Below are 19,133 nucleotides of genomic sequence, written 5' to 3'. Positions count from 1 at the left end.
ACCTCCCGCCGGCTGACCCCCTGGGTGCAGCGCGCGGACCCTCCCGGGAGGCCCGGACGCGACGCGGGACGGCGCGCCGGCGGTCTCCCCCGCGGACGAGGACCCAGGCCCTGCCGGTGCCCGGCGCAGGACGACCCGCCCCGTCGTCCTCCGGGTCTCTGACCGGCACGACCTGGCCAGGACGGCGCCCGTGGACCGGTGCGGCCCCGCCGGCCGCCCGGGGAGACGCCCGCCGGACCGGGACGCGGTCACCGGCCCGGCGCCGCGACGGGGAGGACCGCCGGACGCCGTCCCGGGAGCCCGGGGAGCGACGGCCTCGACGGGCGCTCCCGGAGCGCCGGACCGGCAGCCCGCCGGCCGGCTCCCCGGGGGCGCCCGTCCGGCGTCCCGGGACCGCCGGGTTGCGCATCCGGCCCGTACACGGTTCGTTGCCCTCCGTGGGGCTGCCGTCCGGCGGCCCCGACGACCGAGAGGACGAGGATGCACGCACGCACCAAGGCGGTGCTCGCCGGGGCCGCGGCCCTGCTCACCGCCGGCCTGGTGGCACCGGCGCCGGCCGGCGCGGTCACTGGGGGCATCGAGGACACCGGCAACACCTACGCCAACGTGGGGATGCTGGCCTTCTACAGCGACGGCGGCCGGTACCGCTGCTCCGGGACCCTGGTCAGCCCGACCGTGGTCCTCACCGCCGCGCACTGCACGGACGGGACCGACGGCAAGACCCTGGTGACCTTCGACTGGGAGGTCGCCCGCACCCAGCCCGCGCCGGGCCAGCCCTCGGCGCTGCCGGTGGCCGCCGACCCCGCGGCCGGGTACACCGGCTCGGAGGAGACCGACGGCTCCGACTGGTACTCGGGCACGGCCTGGACCCACCCCGAGTACTCGGACTTCACCGACACCGACAACTGGAACGACGTGGGCGTGGTCGTCCTCGACGAGGCGGTCACCGGGATCACGCCGGCGCAGCTCGCCGCGCCGAACGAGCTCGACCAGTACGCCCAGCCGCGGCTGAACTCGACGACCTTCCGCGCCGTCGGCTACGGCACCGAGGTCCGGCAGGCCGACTCCGGGCCGCAGAAGCCGACCCCGATGAGCTACCCGATCGTGCGCCGCTACACCGACGTCGTCGGGCAGAAGCTGACCCCGCAGATCCTGCAGGTCAACGGCAACGAGCACGACAACCGCGGGGGCGGCGGCACCTGCTTCGGCGACTCCGGGGGCCCGGCCTTCGGCCCGTCGGGCAACGTCGTCACGGTGACCAGCTACGGCTACACCGCCAACTGCCGCTACATCGACGGTCTGCAGCGCGTCGACATCCCCGTCGTGCAGGACTGGCTCGCCGAGTTCGACGTGTACCCGGCCGCCTGAGCCCGTCGCCGGAGCCCCGGCCCGCCGGCCGCGGACCGGGGCTCCGTGCAGGCGCCGCCGTGGTGTCGACTCCGGCACACCGGTTGTCCTCTCCCGTCCCGGCATGGGAGAAAGGACGGCGGACCGCCGCTCCCCCCGTACGAATGGACCTCCTCCGCCCCGTGACCGTCCCCGAGCAGCGTCCGGGGTCGCCGGGTGAGGCGCCCCGCCCGCTGTCCCTCCTCCCCGGCGACGCCGAGGCCAGCCGGCTCCGCTTCGAGCTGGCCATCGAGGCCGCGGGGATCGGCAGCTTCGACTGGGACCTGCGGACCGGCCGGCTGACCTGGGACGAGCAGCTGCTCGTGCTCTTCGGCTACCGGGACGAGGACTTCGACGAGACGCTCGACGCCTTCGCCGCGCGGCTGCACCCCGACGACCGCGACCGGACCCTGCAGGCGCTGCAGGAGGCCGTCGACACGTGCGGCACCTACGAGGCCGAGTTCCGGGTGGTGCTGCCCTCGGGCGACATCCGCTGGGTGCAGGGCCGCGGCCGCGCGCTGGCCGACTCCCGCGGCCGGGTCGTGCGGCTGCTGGGTGCAGCCCTCGACACGACCCGGCCGCGGGAGGGCGACGCCCGCGTCTCGCGGGTGCTCGAGACGATGCGCTCGGCCTTCTTCGCCCTCGACCGCTCGTGGCGGTTCACCTACGTCAACGCCGAGGCCGAGCGGGTGCTGCACCGCAGCCGCGACGAGCTGATCGGTGGCGCCATCTGGGACCTGTTCCCGGCCGCCGTCGGCAGCGACTTCGAGGAGAACTACCGCGCGGCGATGGAACTCGGCCAGGAGCGGGTCTTCGACGCGTACTACCCGCCGCCGCTGGACGCCTGGTACGAGGTCCGGGCCTGGCCCGGCCCCGACGGCCTGTCGGTGAACTTCCTCGACGTCACCGAGCGCCGGGCCGCGGAGGAGCGCGCGCGGGTCAGCGCCGACCGGCTCGCCCTCGTCGCCGAGGTCAGCGCCCTGATGTCCACGTCGCTCGGCTCGACCTCGGCGGAGCGGGGAGCGCTGCAGCGGGTGGCCGAGGCCGTCGTCCCCGTCCTCGGCGACTGGACGATCCTCACCCTCGCCGACGGCATCGACGGCCGGATGCAGGACGTCGCGAGCTGGCACGCCGACCCCGCGATGCGGCCGGTGGCCGCCGCCTACGCCGGGCTGCGGCTGGCCTCCATCGCGCCCGACGCGCCGGTGCTGCGGGCCCTGGAGTCCGGCCGGCTGCTGAGCGTCTCCGACGTCCCGGCCGTCGTCCGGCCGACCCTGCCCGAGGGCGAGGTGCGCGACCACTTCGACGCCCTGGCACCCCGCACCGGGATGGCGCTGCCGCTGCTCGCCCGCGGCCGCACGCTCGGCGCGCTGACCGTCTACCGCGGCGCGGACCGGCCGGCCGCCACCGCGGAGGACGTCGCCGCCGCGCGCGAGGTGGCCGACCGCGTCGCGCTCGCGCTGGACAACGCCCGCCTCTACGACCAGCAGCGACGGCTGGCCGAGGCGCTGCAACGCAGCCTGCTCACCGCGCCGCCCCAGCCCGACGACGCCGAGATCGTCGTCCGCTACCAGCCGGCCGTGCAGGTCGCCCAGGTCGGCGGGGACTGGTACGACGCGTTCCTCCAGCCCGACGGCGCGACGGTGCTGGTCATCGGCGACGTCGTCGGCCACGACACCGAGGCCGCCGCGGCGATGGGGCAGCTGCGCGGGATGCTGCGCGGCGTCGCCCACCGCGGGGACACCCCGCCCGACGCCGTCCTGGCCGAGCTCGACGCCGCCATCGACGCGCTGGGGCTGCACACGATGGCCACCGCGGTGGTCGCGCGGGTGGAGCAGACCCCGGAGCAGCGCGCGGCGGGGACGAACACGCTGCGCTGGTCGAACGCCGGCCACCCGGTGCCGCTGCTGCTCACGCCCGACGGCGAGGTGCACCGGCTCGGCGGGGACCGCGGCCAGCTCATGCTGGGCGTCGACCCGGGCGCGCACCGCACGTCCCGGCAGGTGGAGGTCCGCCGCGGCTCGACGCTGCTGCTCTACACCGACGGCCTGGTCGAGGGCCGCGACCTGCTGCTCGACGAGGGCATCGACCGGCTGTCCGCGGCGCTGGCCCAGCTCGCCGACCTGCCGCTGGAGCGGCTGTGCGACGCGCTGGTCACCCGGTTGCAGCCCGAGGGCCTCCAGGACGACGTCGCCCTCGTGGCCATCCGCCTCCACTCCCAAGACTGAGCGCCAGGGCGCTCACTGCGTGGGCAGGACCGCCCAGACGGTCTTGGCGTCGCCCTCGACGCACCAGCCGTGCGCCGCGGACAGCTCGGCGATCAGGTACAGGCCCAGGCCGCCCTGGCCGGGGTCGCGGTCGACGGCGGGCGTGGGCGGGGTGCCGGCGTCACCGTCGGAGACGGCCACGAGGAAGTCCTCCCCCGTGCGGCGGACCGCCGCCTCCACCTGCCCGCCGCCGTGGCGCAGCGCGTTCGAGGCCATCTCGTCGAGGACGAGCAGCAGCCGGTCGCGCACGTCACCCGGGCCGGTCACCTGGTCCGCCCGGCGCAGCTCGTCACGCATCCGCGGGAGCTCGGCGACGTCGGAGAGCCGCCAGGACAGGCCGTCCCAGGCGGGCGGCGGTGACGCCGACGGCCAGCCGGGCACGGCTGGTCCTCGTCTCACCGCTCTGCACCTCGCGCGTCCCGCCCACCGCTGGGCGTCGATGGCCAACACCTGCGTATGGCTCACGGCGGGCACCGGCAAACACGGGTGCGAGCAGCGTCACACCCCGGCGGGCGGGCGTCGGCGGCCGGTCACCACGACCGGCAGGGTCAGGACGGCGGCGACCGCCAGCCCGACCAGCGACGCCGACCAGCCGTTCCCCGGGTCGATGCCCAGGTCGGCCTGCCGGGCGGTCCACCACGCCGTCCAGCCCGAGCCCGGGCCCGGGAAGTACGTGGGCAGCGTGAGCTGGTGGGCGACGAAGCCGGCGGTCCACGGCAGCAGGTAGCGCGGCCGGGCCGGGGCGGTGTCGGAGGTGTCCCAGCGCCCGCGCGGGGTGAGCCAGTACGCCGTGATGAGCACCCCGGCCAGCGGCACGAACACCGCGCCGATGAGGAAGAGGAACGGCTCGTAGGCGGCGACGTCGAGGCCGAGCGCCAGCAGGGTGGCCACGGTGCCGACGGTGGCGGCGAGCACCCGCCGGTCGGCGCGGGCGACGACGTTCTGGGCCGACACCGCGGTCGAGTACAGGTTGGCGAAGGCCTCGTCGAGCTCCACGGCGACCAGCACGAGCACCGCCACCGCCCCCAGCGGCACCGCCAGCAGCGCGTCGATGACGTCGAACCCGGCGCTGCCGTACGCGGCCAGGGCCAGCACGCCGAGCACGAACATCACCACGGTGGCCAGGCCGTAGCCGACCGCCGCCCCGACGCCGGCGGCCCGTGCACCGCGCACGTGCCGGGTGTAGTCGGCGGCCAGCGGCAGCCAGGAGACCGGCAGGGCGATGACGATGTCGGCCGCCGTCCAGAACGACGTCGCCCCGCCGCCCTCGACCGGCGGCAGCGGCTCGGCCAGCACCTGCACGAAAAGGTAGCCGACGGCGGCGAGCGCCGCCCACACCGCGTACCGCGCCAGCACCCGGACGACGCCGAGCGGGCGCAGCGCCATCGCGGTGGCCAGCACGCCGGCGGCGACGGCGAACGGCCAGCGCGGCGCGTCGAGCACCCGGGCCGCGGCCTCGGCGATGACCACGATCTCGAAGGTCGCCCAGCCCACGCACTGGACCAGGTTGAACGCCGTGGGCAGCCAGGACGTGCGGCGGCCGAGCAGCCCCCGCAGCAGCACCATCCCCGGCACGCCCTCCCGCGCCCCGGCCGCGGCGACCGCACCGAGCAGCGTCGCGCCGACGACCGCGCCGACGACGATCGCGGCGACCGTGACCCCGAGCGGGCGCCCCGGCAGGACCACGAACACCGCCGCCACCGGCAGCAGCAGGCTGACGCCGAGGTTGGCCCACAGGCCCAGCGAGTCGGCCAGGCCGAGGGTGCGCGGCGGCGGGCCGTCGAGGGTGAGGGGGGCATCGGCCGCGCGGACGGTGCCGGACGTGCTCATGGTCGCTCCCTACGCCGGCATTACCCGGTCAGGTTCCAGCGGTCGGCGGCGCGTCCAGCCGCCCTCTCAGCCCGGTCGACCCGAGCTCCCGCACATGGCGGCGTCACCCTAGCCACCCCGTAGGGTCGGCGGCCGTGCCGGTCGCCGACCTGCTCGCCCGCCACGCCGGCGCGTGGGGCCGAGCAACCCGCCATCCCTTCCTCGACGCCGTCCGCGACGGCACGCTGCCCCCGGCCGCGTTCGACACCTGGCTGGTGCAGGACGCGCACTTCCTCGCCGACCTGCTGCGCTTCCAGGCCCGGCTGCTGGCCCGTGCCCCGCGCCCGGCGCAGGGGGTGCTGGCCGGCGGGTGCGTCGCGCTGGTGGAGGAGCTGGACTGGTTCGCCCGGGTCGCCGACGGCCGCGGCCTGGACCTCGCCGCGCCGCGGCTGCCGGAGACCATCGCCTACGGCGACCTGCTCTACCGGCTCGACGCCGCCGACGTCGGCACCGCGCTGACCGCCCTGTGGGCGGTGGAGCGGGCCTACCTCGACGCCTGGTCCTCGGCGCGGCCGGGAGTCGAGCCCTACCGCGAGTTCGTCGAGCACTGGACCGTGCCCGGGTTCGCGTCCTACGTCGCCGGGCTGGAGACGGCGGCCGACGCCGCCGGCCCACCCGACGAGGCGGTGTTCCTCGAGGTCGCCGCCGCGGAGGCGGCGTTCTGGGGGATGGCCCGGTGACCCTCGCCACCCGGCTGTGGGCCGACAGCGCCGACCTGGCCGCGGCCGCGCTGCGCCACCGGTTCGTCACCGGCACCGCCGACGGCACGCTGCCCCGCGGGCGCTTCGCCGGCTACGTCGCCCAGGACGCGTTCTTCCTCGAGGCCTTCGCCCGCGCCTACGCGCTCGGGGTGGCGCACAGCCGCGACCGCGCGACGCTGGAGGCCTTCGCCGACCTGCTGGCCGGCGTCCGCGAGGAGCTGCGGCTGCACGACGGCTACGCCGCCCGGTGGGGCATCGACCTGTCCGCCGTCGAGCCGGCGCCGGCCACGCTCGCCTACACGGACTTCCTGCTGGCCACCGCGGCGCTCGGCGACGTCGGGGAGGTGTGCGCGGCCATGACGCCGTGCATGCGGCTCTACGCGCACCTCGGGCAGTCGCTGGCCGGTTCGGCGACCGGGCCCTACCGCGAGTGGGTGGACACCTACGCCGACCCCGGCTTCGCGGAGCTCGCCGCGACGCTGGAGGCGCTGCTGGACCGCCTGGCCGCCGACACCCCGGCCGTGCGGCGGGCCTACCGGCGGGCGATGGAGCTGGAGCTGGGCTTCTTCGACGCCGCCTGGGGCCCGGCGGCCTGACCGGCCGACCTGGGGTACCGTCGCCGACCAGTGACACGGGGTGTCCGCCCTCCGGCGGACTGAGAGCACACCCGTCGAACCTGTCCAGGTCATGCTGGCGAAGGGATGTCACGGCGTGGATGCCGCATCGCTCACTGCTGTCCGTTCGGCGCTGCCCGGCGCCGCTCCGCTCGTGCACTGCCTGACCAACACGGTCGTGCAGACGCTGACCGCCAACGCGCTGCTCGCCGTCGGGGCGGCACCGGCGATGGTCGACGAACCGGCCGAGGCCGAGGGCTTCGCCGCCGTCGCCTCGGCCGTGCTGGTCAACGTCGGCACCGTCAACCGGCGCACCGCCGAGGCGATGCGGCTGGCCGCCCGCTCGGCCGCGGGCGCCGGCACGCCGTGGGTGCTCGACCCGGTCGCCGTCGGCGGGCTGGCGTTCCGCACGGAGCTCGCCGGAGAGCTGCTGGAGTCGCGGCCGGCGGTCGTCCGCGGCAACGCGAGCGAGGTCATGGCGCTGGCCGGGGCGGGGGAGGGCGGCCGCGGGGTCGACTCCACCGCCAAGGTCGACGACGCGCTCGACGCCGCGGTCGCACTCGCCGGGCGCACCGGCGGCGTGGTCGCCGTCAGCGGGGAGGTCGACGTCGTGACGGACGGGTCCCGCACCGTGCGGATCGGCGGCGGCTCGCCCCTGCTGACCCGCACCACCGGCGCCGGCTGCGCGCTCGGGGCCCTGGTCGCGGCCTACACCGCCGTGGCCGACGACCCGCTCACCGGCGCGGTGGCCGCGCACGCGCACGTCGCGCTGGCCGCCGAGGCCGCGGCCGCCCGCGCCGCCGGCCCGGGCACCTTCGCGCCGCTGTGGCTCGACGCGCTCGACGCGGTCACCGACCTCGGCCCGGCGCAGGTGAGCGGGTGAGGCCCGCGTTCGACCCGACGCTCTACCTGGTCACCGACACCGCGCTGGCCGGGTCCCGCGGGGTGCCCGACGTCGTCCGCGCGGCGGTGGCCGGCGGGGTGACCGCGGTCCAGGTACGGGACAAGACGGCGTCGCGGCGCGAGCTCCTCCAGCTCACCCTCGCCGTCCGGGAGGTGCTCCCCGCGGGCGTCGCGCTGTTCGTCAACGACGCCGTCGACGTCGCGCTGCTGGCCGGCGCCGACGGCGTGCACGTCGGCCAGGACGACCTGCCGGCGGAGGAGGTCCGCGCGCTGATCGGCCCCGACCGGCTGCTCGGCCTCTCGGTGGGCTCCGAGGACGACCTGGCCACTGCGCTGGCGCTGCCGCCGGGCACGGTCGACGTCGTGGGCATCGGGCCGGTGTGGGCCACGACCACCAAGCCCGACGCCGGGACCGGGCTCGGGCCCGAGGGGGTGGCGGCACTGGCGGCGAAGGCGGCGGCCGCCGGGCTGCGGTCGGTCGCGATCGGCGGGATCTCCTCCGACCGGGCTGCGCTGGTCACCGGGGTCGACGGGATCTGCGTCGTCTCGGCGGTGTGCGCCGCCGACGACCCCGCCGCCGCGGCCCGGACGCTGCGGGAGGCGCGCCGGTGACGCCCGTGGCGCTGACCGTGGCCGGCAGCGACCCCAGCGGCGGGGCCGGGGTCCAGGCCGACCTCAAGACCTTCAGCGCGCTGGGCGCCTACGGCACCGCCGTGCTGACCGCGCTCACCGCGCAGAACACCCGCGGCGTCACCGGCGTGCACCCGGTGCCGGCGGCGTTCGTGGGGGAGCAGATCGCCACCCTCCTCGACGACGTGACCGTGCACGCGGCCAAGACCGGGATGCTCGGCACCGCCGACGTCGTCCGCGAGGTCGCGGCCGCGCTGGCCGGGCGGGCGGCCGGACCGGTCGTCGTCGACCCGGTCATGGTGGCGACCAGCGGCGACCGCCTGGTCGACGACGACGCGGTCACCGCCGTGCGCGAGGCGCTGCTGCCGGTGGCCGACCTGGTGACGCCGAACGTGCCCGAGGCCGCCGCCCTGCTCGACGTGCCGCCCGCCCGGTCGGTCGACGAGCTGCCCGGCCAGGCCGAGGCGCTGCTCGAGCTCGGTCCCGGCGCGGTGCTGCTCAAGGGCGGTCACCTCGGCGGCGTCGACAGTGTCGACGTGCTGGCCACCGCCGACGGCGTCGTCCTCACCCGGCGGCCGCGGATCGACACCACCGCGACGCACGGCACCGGCTGCACGCTGTCCTCGGCGATCACCGCGCTGGTGGCCCGGGGCGTCGGCGGCCCGGCGCGGTGGGAGCCGGCGGTCGAGCAGGCGCGCGACTACCTGCAGCGGGCGCTGGAGGGCGGGCGGTCGCTGGGCATCGGCTCCGGCGCCGGCCCCGTGGACCACTTCGCCGGCACCTGGCCCGCCTGAGCCGTCGTCCCGCCGCCGGAAACGCGGTTGCCCGCCCGGTTACAACACACGGGTGGAGATCGTGGAGACCGGTCCGGACGACGCGCGGTTCGCCGCCTGGTGCGCGGTGTGGGCGGCGAGCGAGCGCGACGCCCGTCCCGACGAGGCGCCGCGGCCGGCGAGCGACCACGTCGCCCTGGGCCGGCAGCTGACCACCCCCGGCGGCTCGCGGACGGGCACCCACCGGGCCGCGGTCGTCGACGGCGCCGTCGTGGGCGCGCTGCGCGTGCTGCTGCCGGTGCGGGACAACACCACCGTCGCCTTCCTCGACGTGGCCGTGCACCCCGCCTCCCGTCGCCGCGGCATCGGTGGCGCTCTGCTGGCGGAGGGCGCGCGGCTGGCCGCGGCGGCCGGCCGCTCGTCCCTGGTGAGCGAGGTCGACGAGCCGGGGCCGGACACGCCCGGTCGCGCCTTCGCCCTGGCCCGCGGGTGGAGCTGCGACCTGCAGGAGACCCGCCGCGACCTGCTGCTCCCCGTGGCCGAGGAGCGGCTGGCGGCGCTGGAGGCCGAGGCGGTCGCGGCGAGCGCGGGCTACGAGGTGGTCACCTGGCGGGACCGCACGCCCGACGCCCTCCTGGCGGACCGGGCGCTGCTCAGCCGGCGGATGTCGACCGACGCGCCGAGCGGGGACGTGCCGGTCACCGAGGAGGAGTGGGACGGCGCCCGGGTGCGCGAGCAGGAGGCGGTCGACCGCGCCCGCGACCGCACCGTGCTGTCGGCCGGCGCGGTGCGGGACGGCCGGCTGGTCGCCTTCACCGACCTGCACGTGCCGCTGGCGCAGCCCGAGCGCGCCAGCCAGAGCGGCACGCTGGTGCTGCGCGAGCACCGCGGGCACCGCCTGGGCGCCCGCGTGAAGATCGCGGTGCTGCGCGAGCTCGCCGTGACCCTGCCGGCCGTCCGGCGCATCAGCACCTACAACTCCGACGTCAACCGGCCGATGGTCGCGGTCAACGAGGCGCTGGGCTTCCGCCGCGCGGGCGGGCTGTCGACCTGGTCGACCCGCATCCGACCGGGCCGTCCGCTGACCGGGCCACCGCTGACATCGCCCGGGACGTCGAGATCACGTGATCTCGGCGAGGCGGGGGGAGCGTGGCGCGGCTAGCCGAGCACGAAGCCCAGCAGCAGGTGGGCGTTGAGGCCGATGATCAGGGCGGCCACCACCGACCCGGCCACCGTGGTCACCCGCCGGTTGACCCACCCGCCCATGAGGTCGCGGCGGCTGGTCAGCCACAGCAGCGGCACCAGCGCGAACGGGATGCCGAAGCTGAGCACGACCTGCGACCAGACCAGTGCCGTCGTCGGGTCACCGCCGAGGACGAGCACCAGCAGCGCCGGGGCGAGGGTGATCAGCCGCCGCGTCATCACGGGCACGTGCCGCTTGAGGAACCCGGCCATGACGACCTGCCCGGCGTGGGTGCCGACCGAGGAGGAGGCGAAGCCCGAGGCCAGCAGCGCCAGGGCGAAGGCGAGCGAGGCGCCGGCGCCCAGCTGCTCGCCGAGGCCGGCGTGCACGCCCTCCAGCGAGGCCGCCTGTCCCTCGTCGCCGGTGAACAGCTGCGCGGCGATGACCAGCATCGAGGCGTTGACCAGCCCGGCCAGGCCCATGGCCAGCAGCACGTCGATCCGCTGCGCGCGCAGCAGCCGGCGCCGTCCCTCGCGGGTGCGGCCGGCGGTGACGATGTCGCCGTAGCGCCCCGGCGTCAGCGCGGAGTGCACGTAGATCACGTGCGGCATCACCGTGGCGCCGAGGATGCCGGCGGCCAGCACCAGGCTGTCGGGACCGGCGAAGGAGGGCACCAGCCCGCCGGCCAGCCCGCCGACGTCGACGCCCGAACCGACCAGCGTGTAACCGAAGCCCAGGCCGATGACCAGCAGCAGCCCGGTGATCACCCGCTCGAAGGGCCGGTGCCCGCGGGACTGGGCGGCCAGCAGCGCGAAGGCGACCACGGCGGTGATGACCCCGCCGACCGGCAGCGGCACCCCGAACAGCAGGTACAGCGCGACCGCTCCGCCGACGATCTCGGCCAGGTCGGTGGCGATGGCGACCGCCTCGGCCTGCACCCACAGCCCCCAGGTGACCGGCCGGGGCAGCTGCTCGCGGCAGTTGGTCGCCAGGTCGCGCCCGGTCGCGAGGCCCAGCTTGGCGGTCAGCGTCTGGATGAGCATCGCCATGAGGTTGGCCGCGACGATCACCCACAGCAGCGTGTAGCCGAACGAGGCGCCGCCGGAGAAGTTGGTGGCGAAGTTGCCGGGGTCGACGTAGGCGACGGCGGCGACGAACGCCGGGCCCAGCAGCGGCCACAGCCGGCGTCGGCCGGTCGCCGGCGGCGGTGGCGTCCTCGGGGTGCCGACCAGCGTCGTCGGCAGGACGGCGGCCTCGGTCTTCGACAGGTACACGGCGGGCCTCGCAGGGGACGGGCGGTGCGGGGTGGGGTGTGGTCGTCGGTGGTCCTGCCCGCCGGGGGTGACACGGTGGGGCCAGGGTGTGGCCCGGGCGGGCCGAGGTGAGGCTGGCCTGAGCCGGTCCGGGGCCGCGGGCGGTCCCGCGGCCCCGGGGTCGCTCAGGCCGCCGGGACGATGAGCCCGGCCGTGGCGGTGCGCGCCGCGGTGAAGCGGGCGGTCACGTCGGCCCAGTTGACGACGTTCCACCACGCCGTCACGTAGTCGGCCTTCACGTTGCGGTACTGCAGGTAGAAGGCGTGCTCCCACATGTCGAGCAGCAGCAGCGGCACCAGGCCGACGGCGAGGTTGCCCTGGTGGTCGTAGAGCTGGCAGATCAGCAGCTTCTGGCCCACGGAGTCCCACGCCAGGATCGACCAGCCCGAGCCCTGCACCCCGTTGGCGACGGCGGTGAAGTGCGCCCGGAACCCCTCGAAGGAGCCGAAGTGCTCGTCGATCGCCGCGGCGAGCTCGCCGTCGGGTCGCTCGCCGCCGTCGGGGCTCAGGTTCGGCCAGAACACCGAGTGGTTGACGTGCCCGGCCAGGTTGAACGCCAGGTTCTTCTCGTGCAGGTTGGCCGTTCCCAGCCCGTCGTTCTCACGCGCCTCGGCGAGCTTCTCCAGGGCGGTGTTCGCCCCGGTCACGTAGGTCTGGTGGTGCTTGTCGTGGTGCAGTTGCATGATCTCGCCGGAGATGTGCGGCTCCAGTGCCCCGTAGTCGTAGGGCAGGTCAGGGAGCACGTACTCGGGCATGGGGTTCCCTCCGTCGGCTGGGTGGACGCCCTCGTCCTGCCCGGCCCGGCTGACACGGCGGGGCCGACCCGTGGCCCCTACGGGCCGTCGTCGCGCTGTCGGCTGCCGGTGAGGCGGCGCGCGCGGGCCACCAGCGCGTCGATCCGCCGGGCGTGCGCGCCGCGCCAGTAGACCCGCCCGCACCCCGGGCAGCGGGAGAAGTCCGTCGCGGTGCGCCGGGTGCCGGGCCCGAGCCGGGCGGCGACCTCGGCCAGCGGCACGGGCACCGGCACGCCGTTGCAGGCCGGGCAGCGGGTGAGCGGGGCCAGCGGCGGGCGGAAGCGGTCGAGGACGTCGTCGAGCTGCTCGTCCGGCGTCGCGCCGCGCACCCAGGCCCCGGCCGGCAGGGCGCGGCGCATGAGCAGGCCGCGGTCCTGGGTGAGCAGCACCCGGTCCCCGGCGACGGCGGCGGCGACCAGCTCGGCGTCGTCGGCATCGGGCGCGCGGGCCTCGGGCGACCACGCGGTGTCCAGGCCGAGCAGCCGCATCCGCCGGGCCAGCGCGCCCAGGCCGACGTCGAGCAGGAACCCGCCCGGCGGCACCGGCTGGGGCCGCGGGGCGGCACGGACCACGACGGTCGCGCCGGGCGGCGGCCGCGCGGCCCGCGGGACGGCGTCGCCGTCGACGAGCAGCTCGCCGACCTCGGTGAGCGGGACGCCAGCGGCCTGGACCAGGTGGCCGGCGGTCGCGTCGGGGTCGGCGGCCAGCACCCGCCGGCCGGCCGCCCGGTCCCGCGCCGGCAGGAGCGGCCGCAGCACGTCGTCGACCTCGACGACGACGGAGGCGGGCACGGGGGACCGGGTACCCGACCTGCCCCGGGCAACTACTTGAACGTTCATCCACACCGGCGCACACTGAGGTCATGCCGGTCCAGCGTCTCAACCACGCCGTCCTCTACGTCCGCGACGTCGCCCGCAGCACCGCCTTCTACCGCGACGTCCTCGGCTTCCGGGTGAAGGCCGAGATCCCCGGCCGGGCGGTGTTCCTGCAGGCCGAGGGCTCGACCAACGACCACGACCTGGGCCTGTTCGCCGCCGGCCCGGGCGCGGCCCCCTCGGAGGCCGGCCGGGGCACCGTCGGCCTCTACCACCTGGCCTGGGAGGTCGACACCCTCGCCGAGCTGGCGCGGGTCCGTGACGCGCTGACCGAGGCCGGCGCGCTGGTCGGCGCCTCCGACCACGCCACCACCAAGGCCCTGTACGCCCAGGACCCCGACGGCCTGGAGTTCGAGGTCTCCTGGCTGCTGCCGGCCGACCTCGTCACCGACGACGTCCGCGCGCAGGCCATGAGCACCCGGCGGCTGGACCTCGACGCCGAGATCGCCCGCTACGGCGCGCGGACCCGCGGCGGGATCGGCGTCTCCGTCCCGGCCTGAGGCGTCGGCCCACGGGCGACGGGGCATGCACCGGGGACCGCACCCGCGACCTCCGGGAGACCCCGTGACCGTCCCCACCGACCGCCCCCTCGCCCTCGTCACCGGCGCCTCCAGCGGCATCGGCCTGGAGCTGGCCAAGCAGTTCGCCGAGCACGGCTACGACCTGGTGGTCGCCGCCGAGGACGACGAGCTCGACGCCGCCGCCGAGACGCTGCGGGGGATGGGCGCCGCGGTCTCGCCGGTGCGCGGCGACCTCACCCGCCACGACGACCGCGAGCTGCTGGTGGCCGCCGTCCGCGGCGCCGGCCGCCCGCTGGACGCCGCGGCGATCAACGCCGGCGTGGGCGTCGGCGGCGCGTTCGTCGACACCGACCTCGACGCCGAGCTGGCCATGGTGGCGCTCAACTGCGCCTCGACGGTGCACGTCGCCAAGCGCGTCGCGCAGGACATGGCCGCCCGTGGGCAGGGCCGGATCCTGTTCACCTCGTCGGTGGCCTCGCAGGCGCCACAGCCGTTCCAGGCCGTGTACGGCGCGACCAAGGCCTTCGTCCAGCACCTGGCCCTGGCGCTGCGCGAGGAGCTCTCCGACCGCGGCGTCAGCGTCACCGCGCTGCTGCCCGGGCCCACCGAGACCGAGTTCTTCGACCGCGGCGACCTCACCGACACCCGGCTCGGCGCCTCCGACTCCAAGGACGACCCGGCCCAGGTGGCGCGCCAGGGCTACGAGGGGCTGGTCGAGGGCGAGGCGTCGGTCTTCGCCGGGTCGCTGGCCAGCAAGGCGATGGGCCGGCTGTCGGCGGTGACGCCGGGCAACGTGGCCGCGAAGCTGAACCGGAAGATGGCCGAGCCCGGGTCCGCTCCCCAGGAGTGAGCGGTGCGTCGGGCACGATGCCCGTCGTGCCCGACGCCGTCCCCGAGATCCCCGCCGGCCCGGTCCTGCTGCGCCCGTGGCGGCCCGGCGACGCCCCGGCGGTCCGCGCCGCCCTGACCGACCCGGCCACCGACACCTGGAGCAACCCGGGGCGGGTCCGCACGCTGGAGGACGCCGAGTTCTGGGTGGACCGCCGGGCCGGCCGCAGCGAGACGATGGCCGCCTGGGCCGTCGTCGACGCCGCGACGGGGGAGCTGGCCGGCTCGGTCGCCCTGCACGCCATCGACCGCGAGCAGGGCGACGCCGAGGTCGGCTGCTGGACGGTGCCCGCCGCCCGGGGCCGCGGGGTGGCCGCGCGCGCCGTCGACGCCGCCGTCCGCTGGGGCTTCGCCGCCCTGCCGGTCGACCGGGTGGAGCTGGTGCACGCCGTGGAGAACCCCGCCTCCGGCCGGGTGGCCGAGAAGGCCGGGTTCACCTTCGAGGGCCGGCTGCGCCGTTCGTACCGCTACGCCGATGGCGTCAAGCGCGACGAGCTGCTGTGGGCCCGGCTCTCCGACGACGACGTCCCCGACCTCAGCACCCGCAGCTGACCGCCCGGGGCGCCGTCAGCGGGTCGACGTCGGCGCGGGTCAGGCCGACGGCGGTGGCCACCGGCAGCCCCTCGCGCGCCCAGTACTCGAAGCCGCCGAGCATCTCCCGCACCCGGTAGCCGAGCAGCGCCAGTGCCAGGGCGGCGCGGGTGGCGCCGTTGCAGCCCGGACCCCAGCAGTAGGTGACCACCGGCACCGACCGGTCCAGCTCTGCCATCGCGCGGGCGGCGATCTCGTGGCCGGGCAGGTGCCGCGCGCCGGGCACGTGGCCCTGGTCCCACGCCTCGCGGCTGCGGCTGTCGAGGAGCACGAAGCCGGGGGCGCCGGACTGCAGGGCGGCGTGGACGTCGCTGACGTCGGTCTCGACGGCGAGCCGGCGGGCGAAGTGCGCGGCGGCATCGGCGGGGTCCGTGCTCCAGTCCATGGCGGTGATCGTGCGGGCCCCGCGCGGGCCGGACGAGGCTCCCGGCTGCCAGCTGTCGCACGAGAAGTGCCTTTGTCGGGACAGAGGCACTTGACGGGACGGCGTCTGACATCTGAGATGTCAGTTATGGCCGCGCCGCTCACCCCCGTCGGCCGGGTGCTCCTGCGCGACGAGGCGCTGGCCCGCATCCGGACGGCGATCGTCAGCGGCGAGCTCGCGCCCGGCACCGTCGTCAAGGACGCCGACCTCGCCGCCCGGCTGGGTCTCTCGGTCGCCCCGGTGCGCGCCGCGCTGGCCCGGCTGGTCGACGAGGGGCTGGTCGAGGCCAAGCCGCAGAGCCACACCCGGGTCACGCCGCTGCGTCCCCGCCAGGTGCACGACGCCGCCGTCGTCGTCCGGGCGATGCACGAGCTGGCCGCCCGCGAGGCCACCGGGCGGGTGACCGGCGACGACGTCGCGGCGATGCGCGCGGCCAACGAGCGGTTCGCCGCGGCGGTCCGCGACGGCGACGTCGGCGCCGCGCTGGCCGCCGACGACGACCTGCACGCCGTCCTGCTCGCGCGCGCGGGCAACACCGCCCTGACCGCGACCGTCGAGCGCTTCACCCCCGCGGTCCGCCGGCTGGAGCGGGCGCGGTTCGCCGCGGCGCACGGGCGGGAGTCCGTCGTCCTGCACGACCGCCTGATCGCCGCCTGCGCGGCCCGGGACGTCGACGCCGCCGTCGCCACCACCACCGAGATCTGGACCGCGCTGCTGTCCGAACTGGAGGACACCGATGTCGACCCTGGCTGACTTCCCCCGCCACCCGCTGCTGTTCGGCCCCTCGCCGGTGCACCGGCTGGACCGGCTCACCGCGTCCCTCGGCGGCGCGGAGGTCTGGGCCAAGCGGGAGGACTGCAACTCCGGCATCGCCTACGGCGGCAACAAGACCCGCAAGCTCGAGTACCTGGTCGCCGACGCGCTCGCGCAGGGCTGCGACACGCTGGTCTCCATCGGCGGCGTGCAGAGCAACCACACCCGCCAGGTGGCCGGGGTCGCCGCGGCGGTGGGCCTGTCGTGCGTGCTGGTGCAGGAGAGCTGGGTCGACTGGCCCGACGCCGTCTACGACAAGGTCGGCAACATCCTGGTCAGCCGGCTGGCCGGCGCCGACGTGCGGCTGGTCAAGGCCGGCTTCGGCATCGGGTTCAAGGAGAGCTGGGAGGCCGCGCTGGCCGAGATCGAGGCGCGCGGCGGGAAGCCCTACGCCATCCCGGCCGGGGCCAGCGACCACCCGCTCGGCGGGCACGGGTTCGCCAACTGGGCGCTGGAGGTGGCGCAGCAGGAGGCCGAGCTGGGCGTCTTCTTCGACACCGTCGTCGTCTGCTCGGTGACCGGCTCGACGCAGGCCGGGATGGTCGCCGGGTTCGCGCTGCTGGAGGAGCAGGGCGGCCGGCCGCGGCGGGTCCTCGGCGTCGATGCCTCGGCGAAGCCCGCCGAGACCCGCGACCAGGTGCTGCGCATCGCCCAGCGGACCGCGCGGGCCATCGGCGTGCGGCGCGAGCTCACCCTCGACGACGTCGAGCTCGACGAGCGCTACCACGCCGGGGTCTACGGCATCCCCGACGCGACCACGATCCGCGCGATGGAGACCGCCGCCCGCACCGAGGGGATGGTCACCGACCCGGTGTACGAGGGGAAGTCGATGGCCGCGACGATCGACCTGGTCGGCCGGCGGGAGATCGACCCGTCGTCGACCGTGCTCTATGCCCACCTGGGCGGCCAGCCCGCGCTCAACGGCTACAGCGCGCTCTTCTCCTGACCCTGGTGCCCGCCGGGCCCCGGGCCGGGGACCGGCGGGGACAGCGCCCGGCCTCCGGCCCGCAGACCCGCCCCGATCACCCGGCGCAGCGCGACGACGGCCGCCGCGGTGCCCACCGCGGTCCACGTCGGCTCGGCGGCCAGGCGGAGCAGACCGGCCGCGAGCAGCAGGTCCAGGAACACCGCCAGCGCGAGCCGCGGCTGCCGGGTGCTCACCAGGGCCACCACCCCGGCGACCAGGGCCAGCCCGCCGACGCCCAGGGCGAGCAGCCCGGGGACGGGACCCAGCGAGGTCACACGGCCCGTCCCCGGTGCTTGGCGGACGCCGGGTCCGGCGCCGGTGCGCGGCTCTCCTCGGCCACCTGCCGCCGCTCCTCGGCGATCTCCTTCGACAGGAAGTAGTTCAGCGCCGTCCGGATCGCGGCCACGGCGGCGAGCTGGCCGAGCTCGCGGAAGCTCGGTGCCACCGCTGTCCGCAGCACGTCGCTGGCGAGCTGGAACTCCAGGCCCAGCGCGAGGAAGCGGCCGAGGGTGAGCCGGATCGGCACGAAGGCCGAGGTCCCGCCGCGGCGCAGCCCCACCCACAGGAAGCGGGCGAACGCCCACAGCGCACCGACGGCGATGACCACGGCCCCGCACGCCTCGACGACGGTGACCATGACGCCGACGACCTCGGCGAGGACCTCCTCCACGTGGGCTCCCTCCCGGGCGTCGCCTCACAGCGGGACGGCGAGCCCCTCCCCGTCCGGGGCGCCCAGAGCGTCCCCCAGGTCGGCGCGCCACGGGGCCAGCCCGGCCCCGGCCAGGACGACGTCGCGGACCAGCCCGTGCCACCGGCCGACCCGGCGCAGCATGCCGTGCCCGCCGGGCAGGGTGAACCGGGCGATCCGCACGCCGGTGCGGTGCGCGCGCTCGGCGAAGTCGGCCGAGAGCCGGGCGGGCACCCAGCGGTCGCCGCGGCCGTGCGCGAGGACGACGGTGCGCCCGTGCAGGTGGTCGACCGGCTCGCCGGGCGGCGTCCACGGCGCCAGGCCGCAGACGGCGGTCACCGACGGGTCGTCGCCGGCGCGCAGCACCGCGCGGCCGCCCATCGAGTGCCCGACCAGCACGACCGGGACGTCGCCGTGCCGCTCGCGCACCCGGTCCAGCGCCCAACGGACGTCGGCGTGCGCGTCGGCGGCGGCGCCGTTCCACCCGGCCACCCGGTAGCGGACCAGGTAGGTCTCCACCCCGCGGCCGGCCGCGGCGGCCGACACGGCCTCCTGGATCGCCCGCATCCGCACCAGCGACAGCGCCCGCTCCCGCGGCGGCTCCACGCTGGCCACGGTGCCGCCGTGCGCGAAGACGGCGACCGCGCGGGTGGGCGCGGTCGCCGGGGTGTGGTCGAGGGCCGGGACCCGTTCGGCGGTGGTCACGCGGTCAGCGACGGCGGCCGCCGCGCAGCCGGGCGCGGGCCCGGTCGCCGAGGTCGCCGGCCTGCAGCAGCGCGCGGCTGGCCCGGGTCGGGCCGTTGCGCCGCTCGAGCGCCCGGCCGACCCGGCGCAGCAGCCCGGTGGCCAGCGGCACGAGCACGGTCAGGATCAGCCAGATGCGCAGGCGTCGGGTGAGGAGCAACCACATGCCTGCGCCCTTCCCGGTGCCGT

Annotated in this window: 23 protein-coding genes and 2 riboswitches; of the genes, 13 read left to right on the top strand and 10 right to left on the bottom strand. The window is 76.7% G+C overall.

The window, feature by feature from the left end; all coding sequences use genetic code 11:
- Window positions 1-480: 480 nt before the first annotated feature.
- Together ACI79V_RS02155 and ACI79V_RS02150 are read left to right on the top strand one after the other, a co-directional pair.
- On the top strand, window positions 481-1,368 hold the full coding sequence (locus ACI79V_RS02155; protein ID WP_456886428.1) for a trypsin-like serine protease: 888 nt from the start codon (window positions 481-483) through the stop codon (window positions 1,366-1,368).
- Between the two features lie 161 nt (window positions 1,369-1,529).
- On the top strand, window positions 1,530-3,614 hold the full coding sequence (locus tag ACI79V_RS02150; protein ID WP_456886427.1) for a SpoIIE family protein phosphatase: 2,085 nt from the start codon (window positions 1,530-1,532) through the stop codon (window positions 3,612-3,614).
- Window positions 3,615-3,626: 12 nt separating this feature from the next.
- Here ACI79V_RS02150 and ACI79V_RS02145 read toward each other — a convergent pair whose 3' ends face one another.
- A complete protein-coding gene (locus ACI79V_RS02145) occupies window positions 3,627-4,034 on the bottom strand; it encodes an ATP-binding protein (protein ID WP_456886425.1) in 408 nt (135 codons plus the stop codon).
- Window positions 4,035-4,151: 117 nt separating this feature from the next.
- Window positions 4,152-5,483: a purine-cytosine permease family protein gene (locus ACI79V_RS02140; protein WP_456886423.1), complete on the bottom strand. Its 1,332-nt coding sequence runs from the start codon at window positions 5,481-5,483 to the stop codon at window positions 4,152-4,154.
- Window positions 5,473-5,585, bottom strand: a riboswitch (TPP riboswitch). It overlaps the preceding gene by 11 nt.
- A gap of 32 nt (window positions 5,586-5,617) precedes the next feature.
- Here ACI79V_RS02140 and ACI79V_RS02135 point away from each other — a divergent pair.
- The 6 genes from ACI79V_RS02135 (at window position 5,618) to ACI79V_RS02110 (ending at window position 10,305) form a co-directional block, all read left to right on the top strand.
- Window positions 5,618-6,202 carry a thiaminase II/PqqC family protein gene (locus tag ACI79V_RS02135; protein ID WP_456886421.1) on the top strand — a complete coding sequence of 195 codons (585 nt, stop codon included), beginning with the start codon at window positions 5,618-5,620 and terminating at the stop codon, window positions 6,200-6,202.
- Window positions 6,199-6,819, top strand: a complete 621-nt coding sequence (locus ACI79V_RS02130) for a TenA family protein (RefSeq protein ID WP_456886419.1) — start codon at window positions 6,199-6,201, stop codon at window positions 6,817-6,819. The genes ACI79V_RS02135 and ACI79V_RS02130 overlap by 4 nt, the downstream gene beginning before the upstream one ends.
- A 26-nt stretch (window positions 6,820-6,845) precedes the next feature.
- Window positions 6,846-6,942: riboswitch (TPP riboswitch) on the top strand.
- The gene (thiM, locus tag ACI79V_RS02125) at window positions 6,935-7,720 is read left to right on the top strand and encodes a hydroxyethylthiazole kinase (RefSeq protein ID WP_456886417.1); all 786 of its coding nucleotides are present in this window, start codon (window positions 6,935-6,937) and stop codon (window positions 7,718-7,720) included. Its footprint overlaps the riboswitch before it by 8 nt.
- Window positions 7,717-8,352, top strand: a complete 636-nt coding sequence (gene thiE / locus ACI79V_RS02120) for a thiamine phosphate synthase (protein WP_456886415.1) — start codon at window positions 7,717-7,719, stop codon at window positions 8,350-8,352. Before thiM ends, thiE begins: the two co-directional genes overlap by 4 nt.
- Window positions 8,349-9,164: a bifunctional hydroxymethylpyrimidine kinase/phosphomethylpyrimidine kinase gene (thiD, locus tag ACI79V_RS02115; RefSeq protein WP_456886414.1), complete on the top strand. Its 816-nt coding sequence runs from the start codon at window positions 8,349-8,351 to the stop codon at window positions 9,162-9,164. The genes thiE and thiD overlap by 4 nt, the downstream gene beginning before the upstream one ends.
- 52 nt (window positions 9,165-9,216) lie before the next feature.
- Window positions 9,217-10,305, top strand: a complete 1,089-nt coding sequence (locus ACI79V_RS02110) for a GNAT family N-acetyltransferase (RefSeq protein ID WP_456886412.1) — start codon at window positions 9,217-9,219, stop codon at window positions 10,303-10,305.
- Here ACI79V_RS02110 and ACI79V_RS02105 read toward each other — a convergent pair.
- The 3 genes from ACI79V_RS02105 to ACI79V_RS02095 all read right to left on the bottom strand — a co-directional run bounded on the left by ACI79V_RS02105 (window position 10,302) and on the right by ACI79V_RS02095 (window position 13,224).
- Window positions 10,302-11,600 carry an Nramp family divalent metal transporter gene (locus ACI79V_RS02105; RefSeq protein WP_456886411.1) on the bottom strand — a complete coding sequence of 433 codons (1,299 nt, stop codon included), beginning with the start codon at window positions 11,598-11,600 and terminating at the stop codon, window positions 10,302-10,304. The genes ACI79V_RS02110 and ACI79V_RS02105 overlap by 4 nt on opposite strands.
- Before the next feature lie 164 nt (window positions 11,601-11,764).
- Window positions 11,765-12,394, bottom strand: a complete 630-nt coding sequence (locus ACI79V_RS02100) for a superoxide dismutase (RefSeq protein WP_456886408.1) — start codon at window positions 12,392-12,394, stop codon at window positions 11,765-11,767.
- 77 nt (window positions 12,395-12,471) lie between these two features.
- Window positions 12,472-13,224 carry a Mut7-C RNAse domain-containing protein gene (locus ACI79V_RS02095; protein ID WP_456886406.1) on the bottom strand — a complete coding sequence of 251 codons (753 nt, stop codon included), beginning with the start codon at window positions 13,222-13,224 and terminating at the stop codon, window positions 12,472-12,474.
- Window positions 13,225-13,295: 71 nt separating this feature from the next.
- Between ACI79V_RS02095 and ACI79V_RS02090 the strand changes: the two genes are divergently transcribed.
- The 3 genes from ACI79V_RS02090 to ACI79V_RS02080 all read left to right on the top strand — a co-directional run bounded on the left by ACI79V_RS02090 (window position 13,296) and on the right by ACI79V_RS02080 (window position 15,269).
- Window positions 13,296-13,808, top strand: coding sequence for a VOC family protein (locus ACI79V_RS02090; protein WP_456876256.1), 513 nt, complete (start codon window positions 13,296-13,298; stop codon window positions 13,806-13,808).
- A 64-nt stretch (window positions 13,809-13,872) separates the two neighbouring features.
- Window positions 13,873-14,679, top strand: coding sequence for an SDR family NAD(P)-dependent oxidoreductase (locus ACI79V_RS02085; RefSeq protein WP_456886404.1), 807 nt, complete (start codon window positions 13,873-13,875; stop codon window positions 14,677-14,679).
- Window positions 14,680-14,705: 26 nt separating this feature from the next.
- Window positions 14,706-15,269: a GNAT family N-acetyltransferase gene (locus ACI79V_RS02080; RefSeq protein ID WP_456886403.1), complete on the top strand. Its 564-nt coding sequence runs from the start codon at window positions 14,706-14,708 to the stop codon at window positions 15,267-15,269.
- Here ACI79V_RS02080 and ACI79V_RS02075 read toward each other — a convergent pair.
- On the bottom strand, window positions 15,253-15,693 hold the full coding sequence (locus tag ACI79V_RS02075; protein WP_456886401.1) for a rhodanese-like domain-containing protein: 441 nt from the start codon (window positions 15,691-15,693) through the stop codon (window positions 15,253-15,255). The genes ACI79V_RS02080 and ACI79V_RS02075 overlap by 17 nt on opposite strands.
- A gap of 126 nt (window positions 15,694-15,819) precedes the next feature.
- Between ACI79V_RS02075 and ACI79V_RS02070 the strand changes: the two genes are divergently transcribed.
- Both ACI79V_RS02070 and ACI79V_RS02065 read left to right on the top strand, forming a co-directional pair.
- Entirely contained in the window at window positions 15,820-16,485 is a 666-nt protein-coding gene (locus ACI79V_RS02070) for a GntR family transcriptional regulator (RefSeq protein WP_456886400.1), read from the top strand.
- The gene (locus ACI79V_RS02065; protein WP_456876261.1) at window positions 16,469-17,491 is read left to right on the top strand and encodes a 1-aminocyclopropane-1-carboxylate deaminase; all 1,023 of its coding nucleotides are present in this window, start codon (window positions 16,469-16,471) and stop codon (window positions 17,489-17,491) included. The genes ACI79V_RS02070 and ACI79V_RS02065 overlap by 17 nt, the downstream gene beginning before the upstream one ends.
- On the opposite strand, the gene ACI79V_RS02060 is transcribed toward ACI79V_RS02065, so the two are convergent.
- The 4 genes from ACI79V_RS02060 to ACI79V_RS02045 are packed head-to-tail and all read right to left on the bottom strand — an operon-like array spanning window position 17,470 to window position 19,110.
- Window positions 17,470-17,787 (bottom strand): hypothetical protein, encoded by a 318-nt coding sequence (locus ACI79V_RS02060; RefSeq protein ID WP_456886398.1) that lies wholly within the window; start codon window positions 17,785-17,787, stop codon window positions 17,470-17,472. The genes ACI79V_RS02065 and ACI79V_RS02060 overlap by 22 nt on opposite strands.
- Window positions 17,784-18,182 (bottom strand): DUF1622 domain-containing protein, encoded by a 399-nt coding sequence (locus ACI79V_RS02055; RefSeq protein WP_456886396.1) that lies wholly within the window; start codon window positions 18,180-18,182, stop codon window positions 17,784-17,786. Before ACI79V_RS02055 ends, ACI79V_RS02060 begins: the two co-directional genes overlap by 4 nt.
- 24 nt (window positions 18,183-18,206) lie before the next feature.
- The gene (locus ACI79V_RS02050; RefSeq protein WP_456886394.1) at window positions 18,207-18,905 is read right to left on the bottom strand and encodes a serine aminopeptidase domain-containing protein; all 699 of its coding nucleotides are present in this window, start codon (window positions 18,903-18,905) and stop codon (window positions 18,207-18,209) included.
- Window positions 18,906-18,909: 4 nt separating this feature from the next.
- Entirely contained in the window at window positions 18,910-19,110 is a 201-nt protein-coding gene (locus ACI79V_RS02045) for a hypothetical protein (RefSeq protein WP_456876265.1), read from the bottom strand.
- Between the last annotated feature and the right edge of the window lie 23 nt (window positions 19,111-19,133).

The sequence above is a fragment of the Geodermatophilus sp. SYSU D00700 genome (genome assembly GCF_054050255.1).
This window is presented reverse-complemented; position numbering and strand designations above follow the sequence as displayed.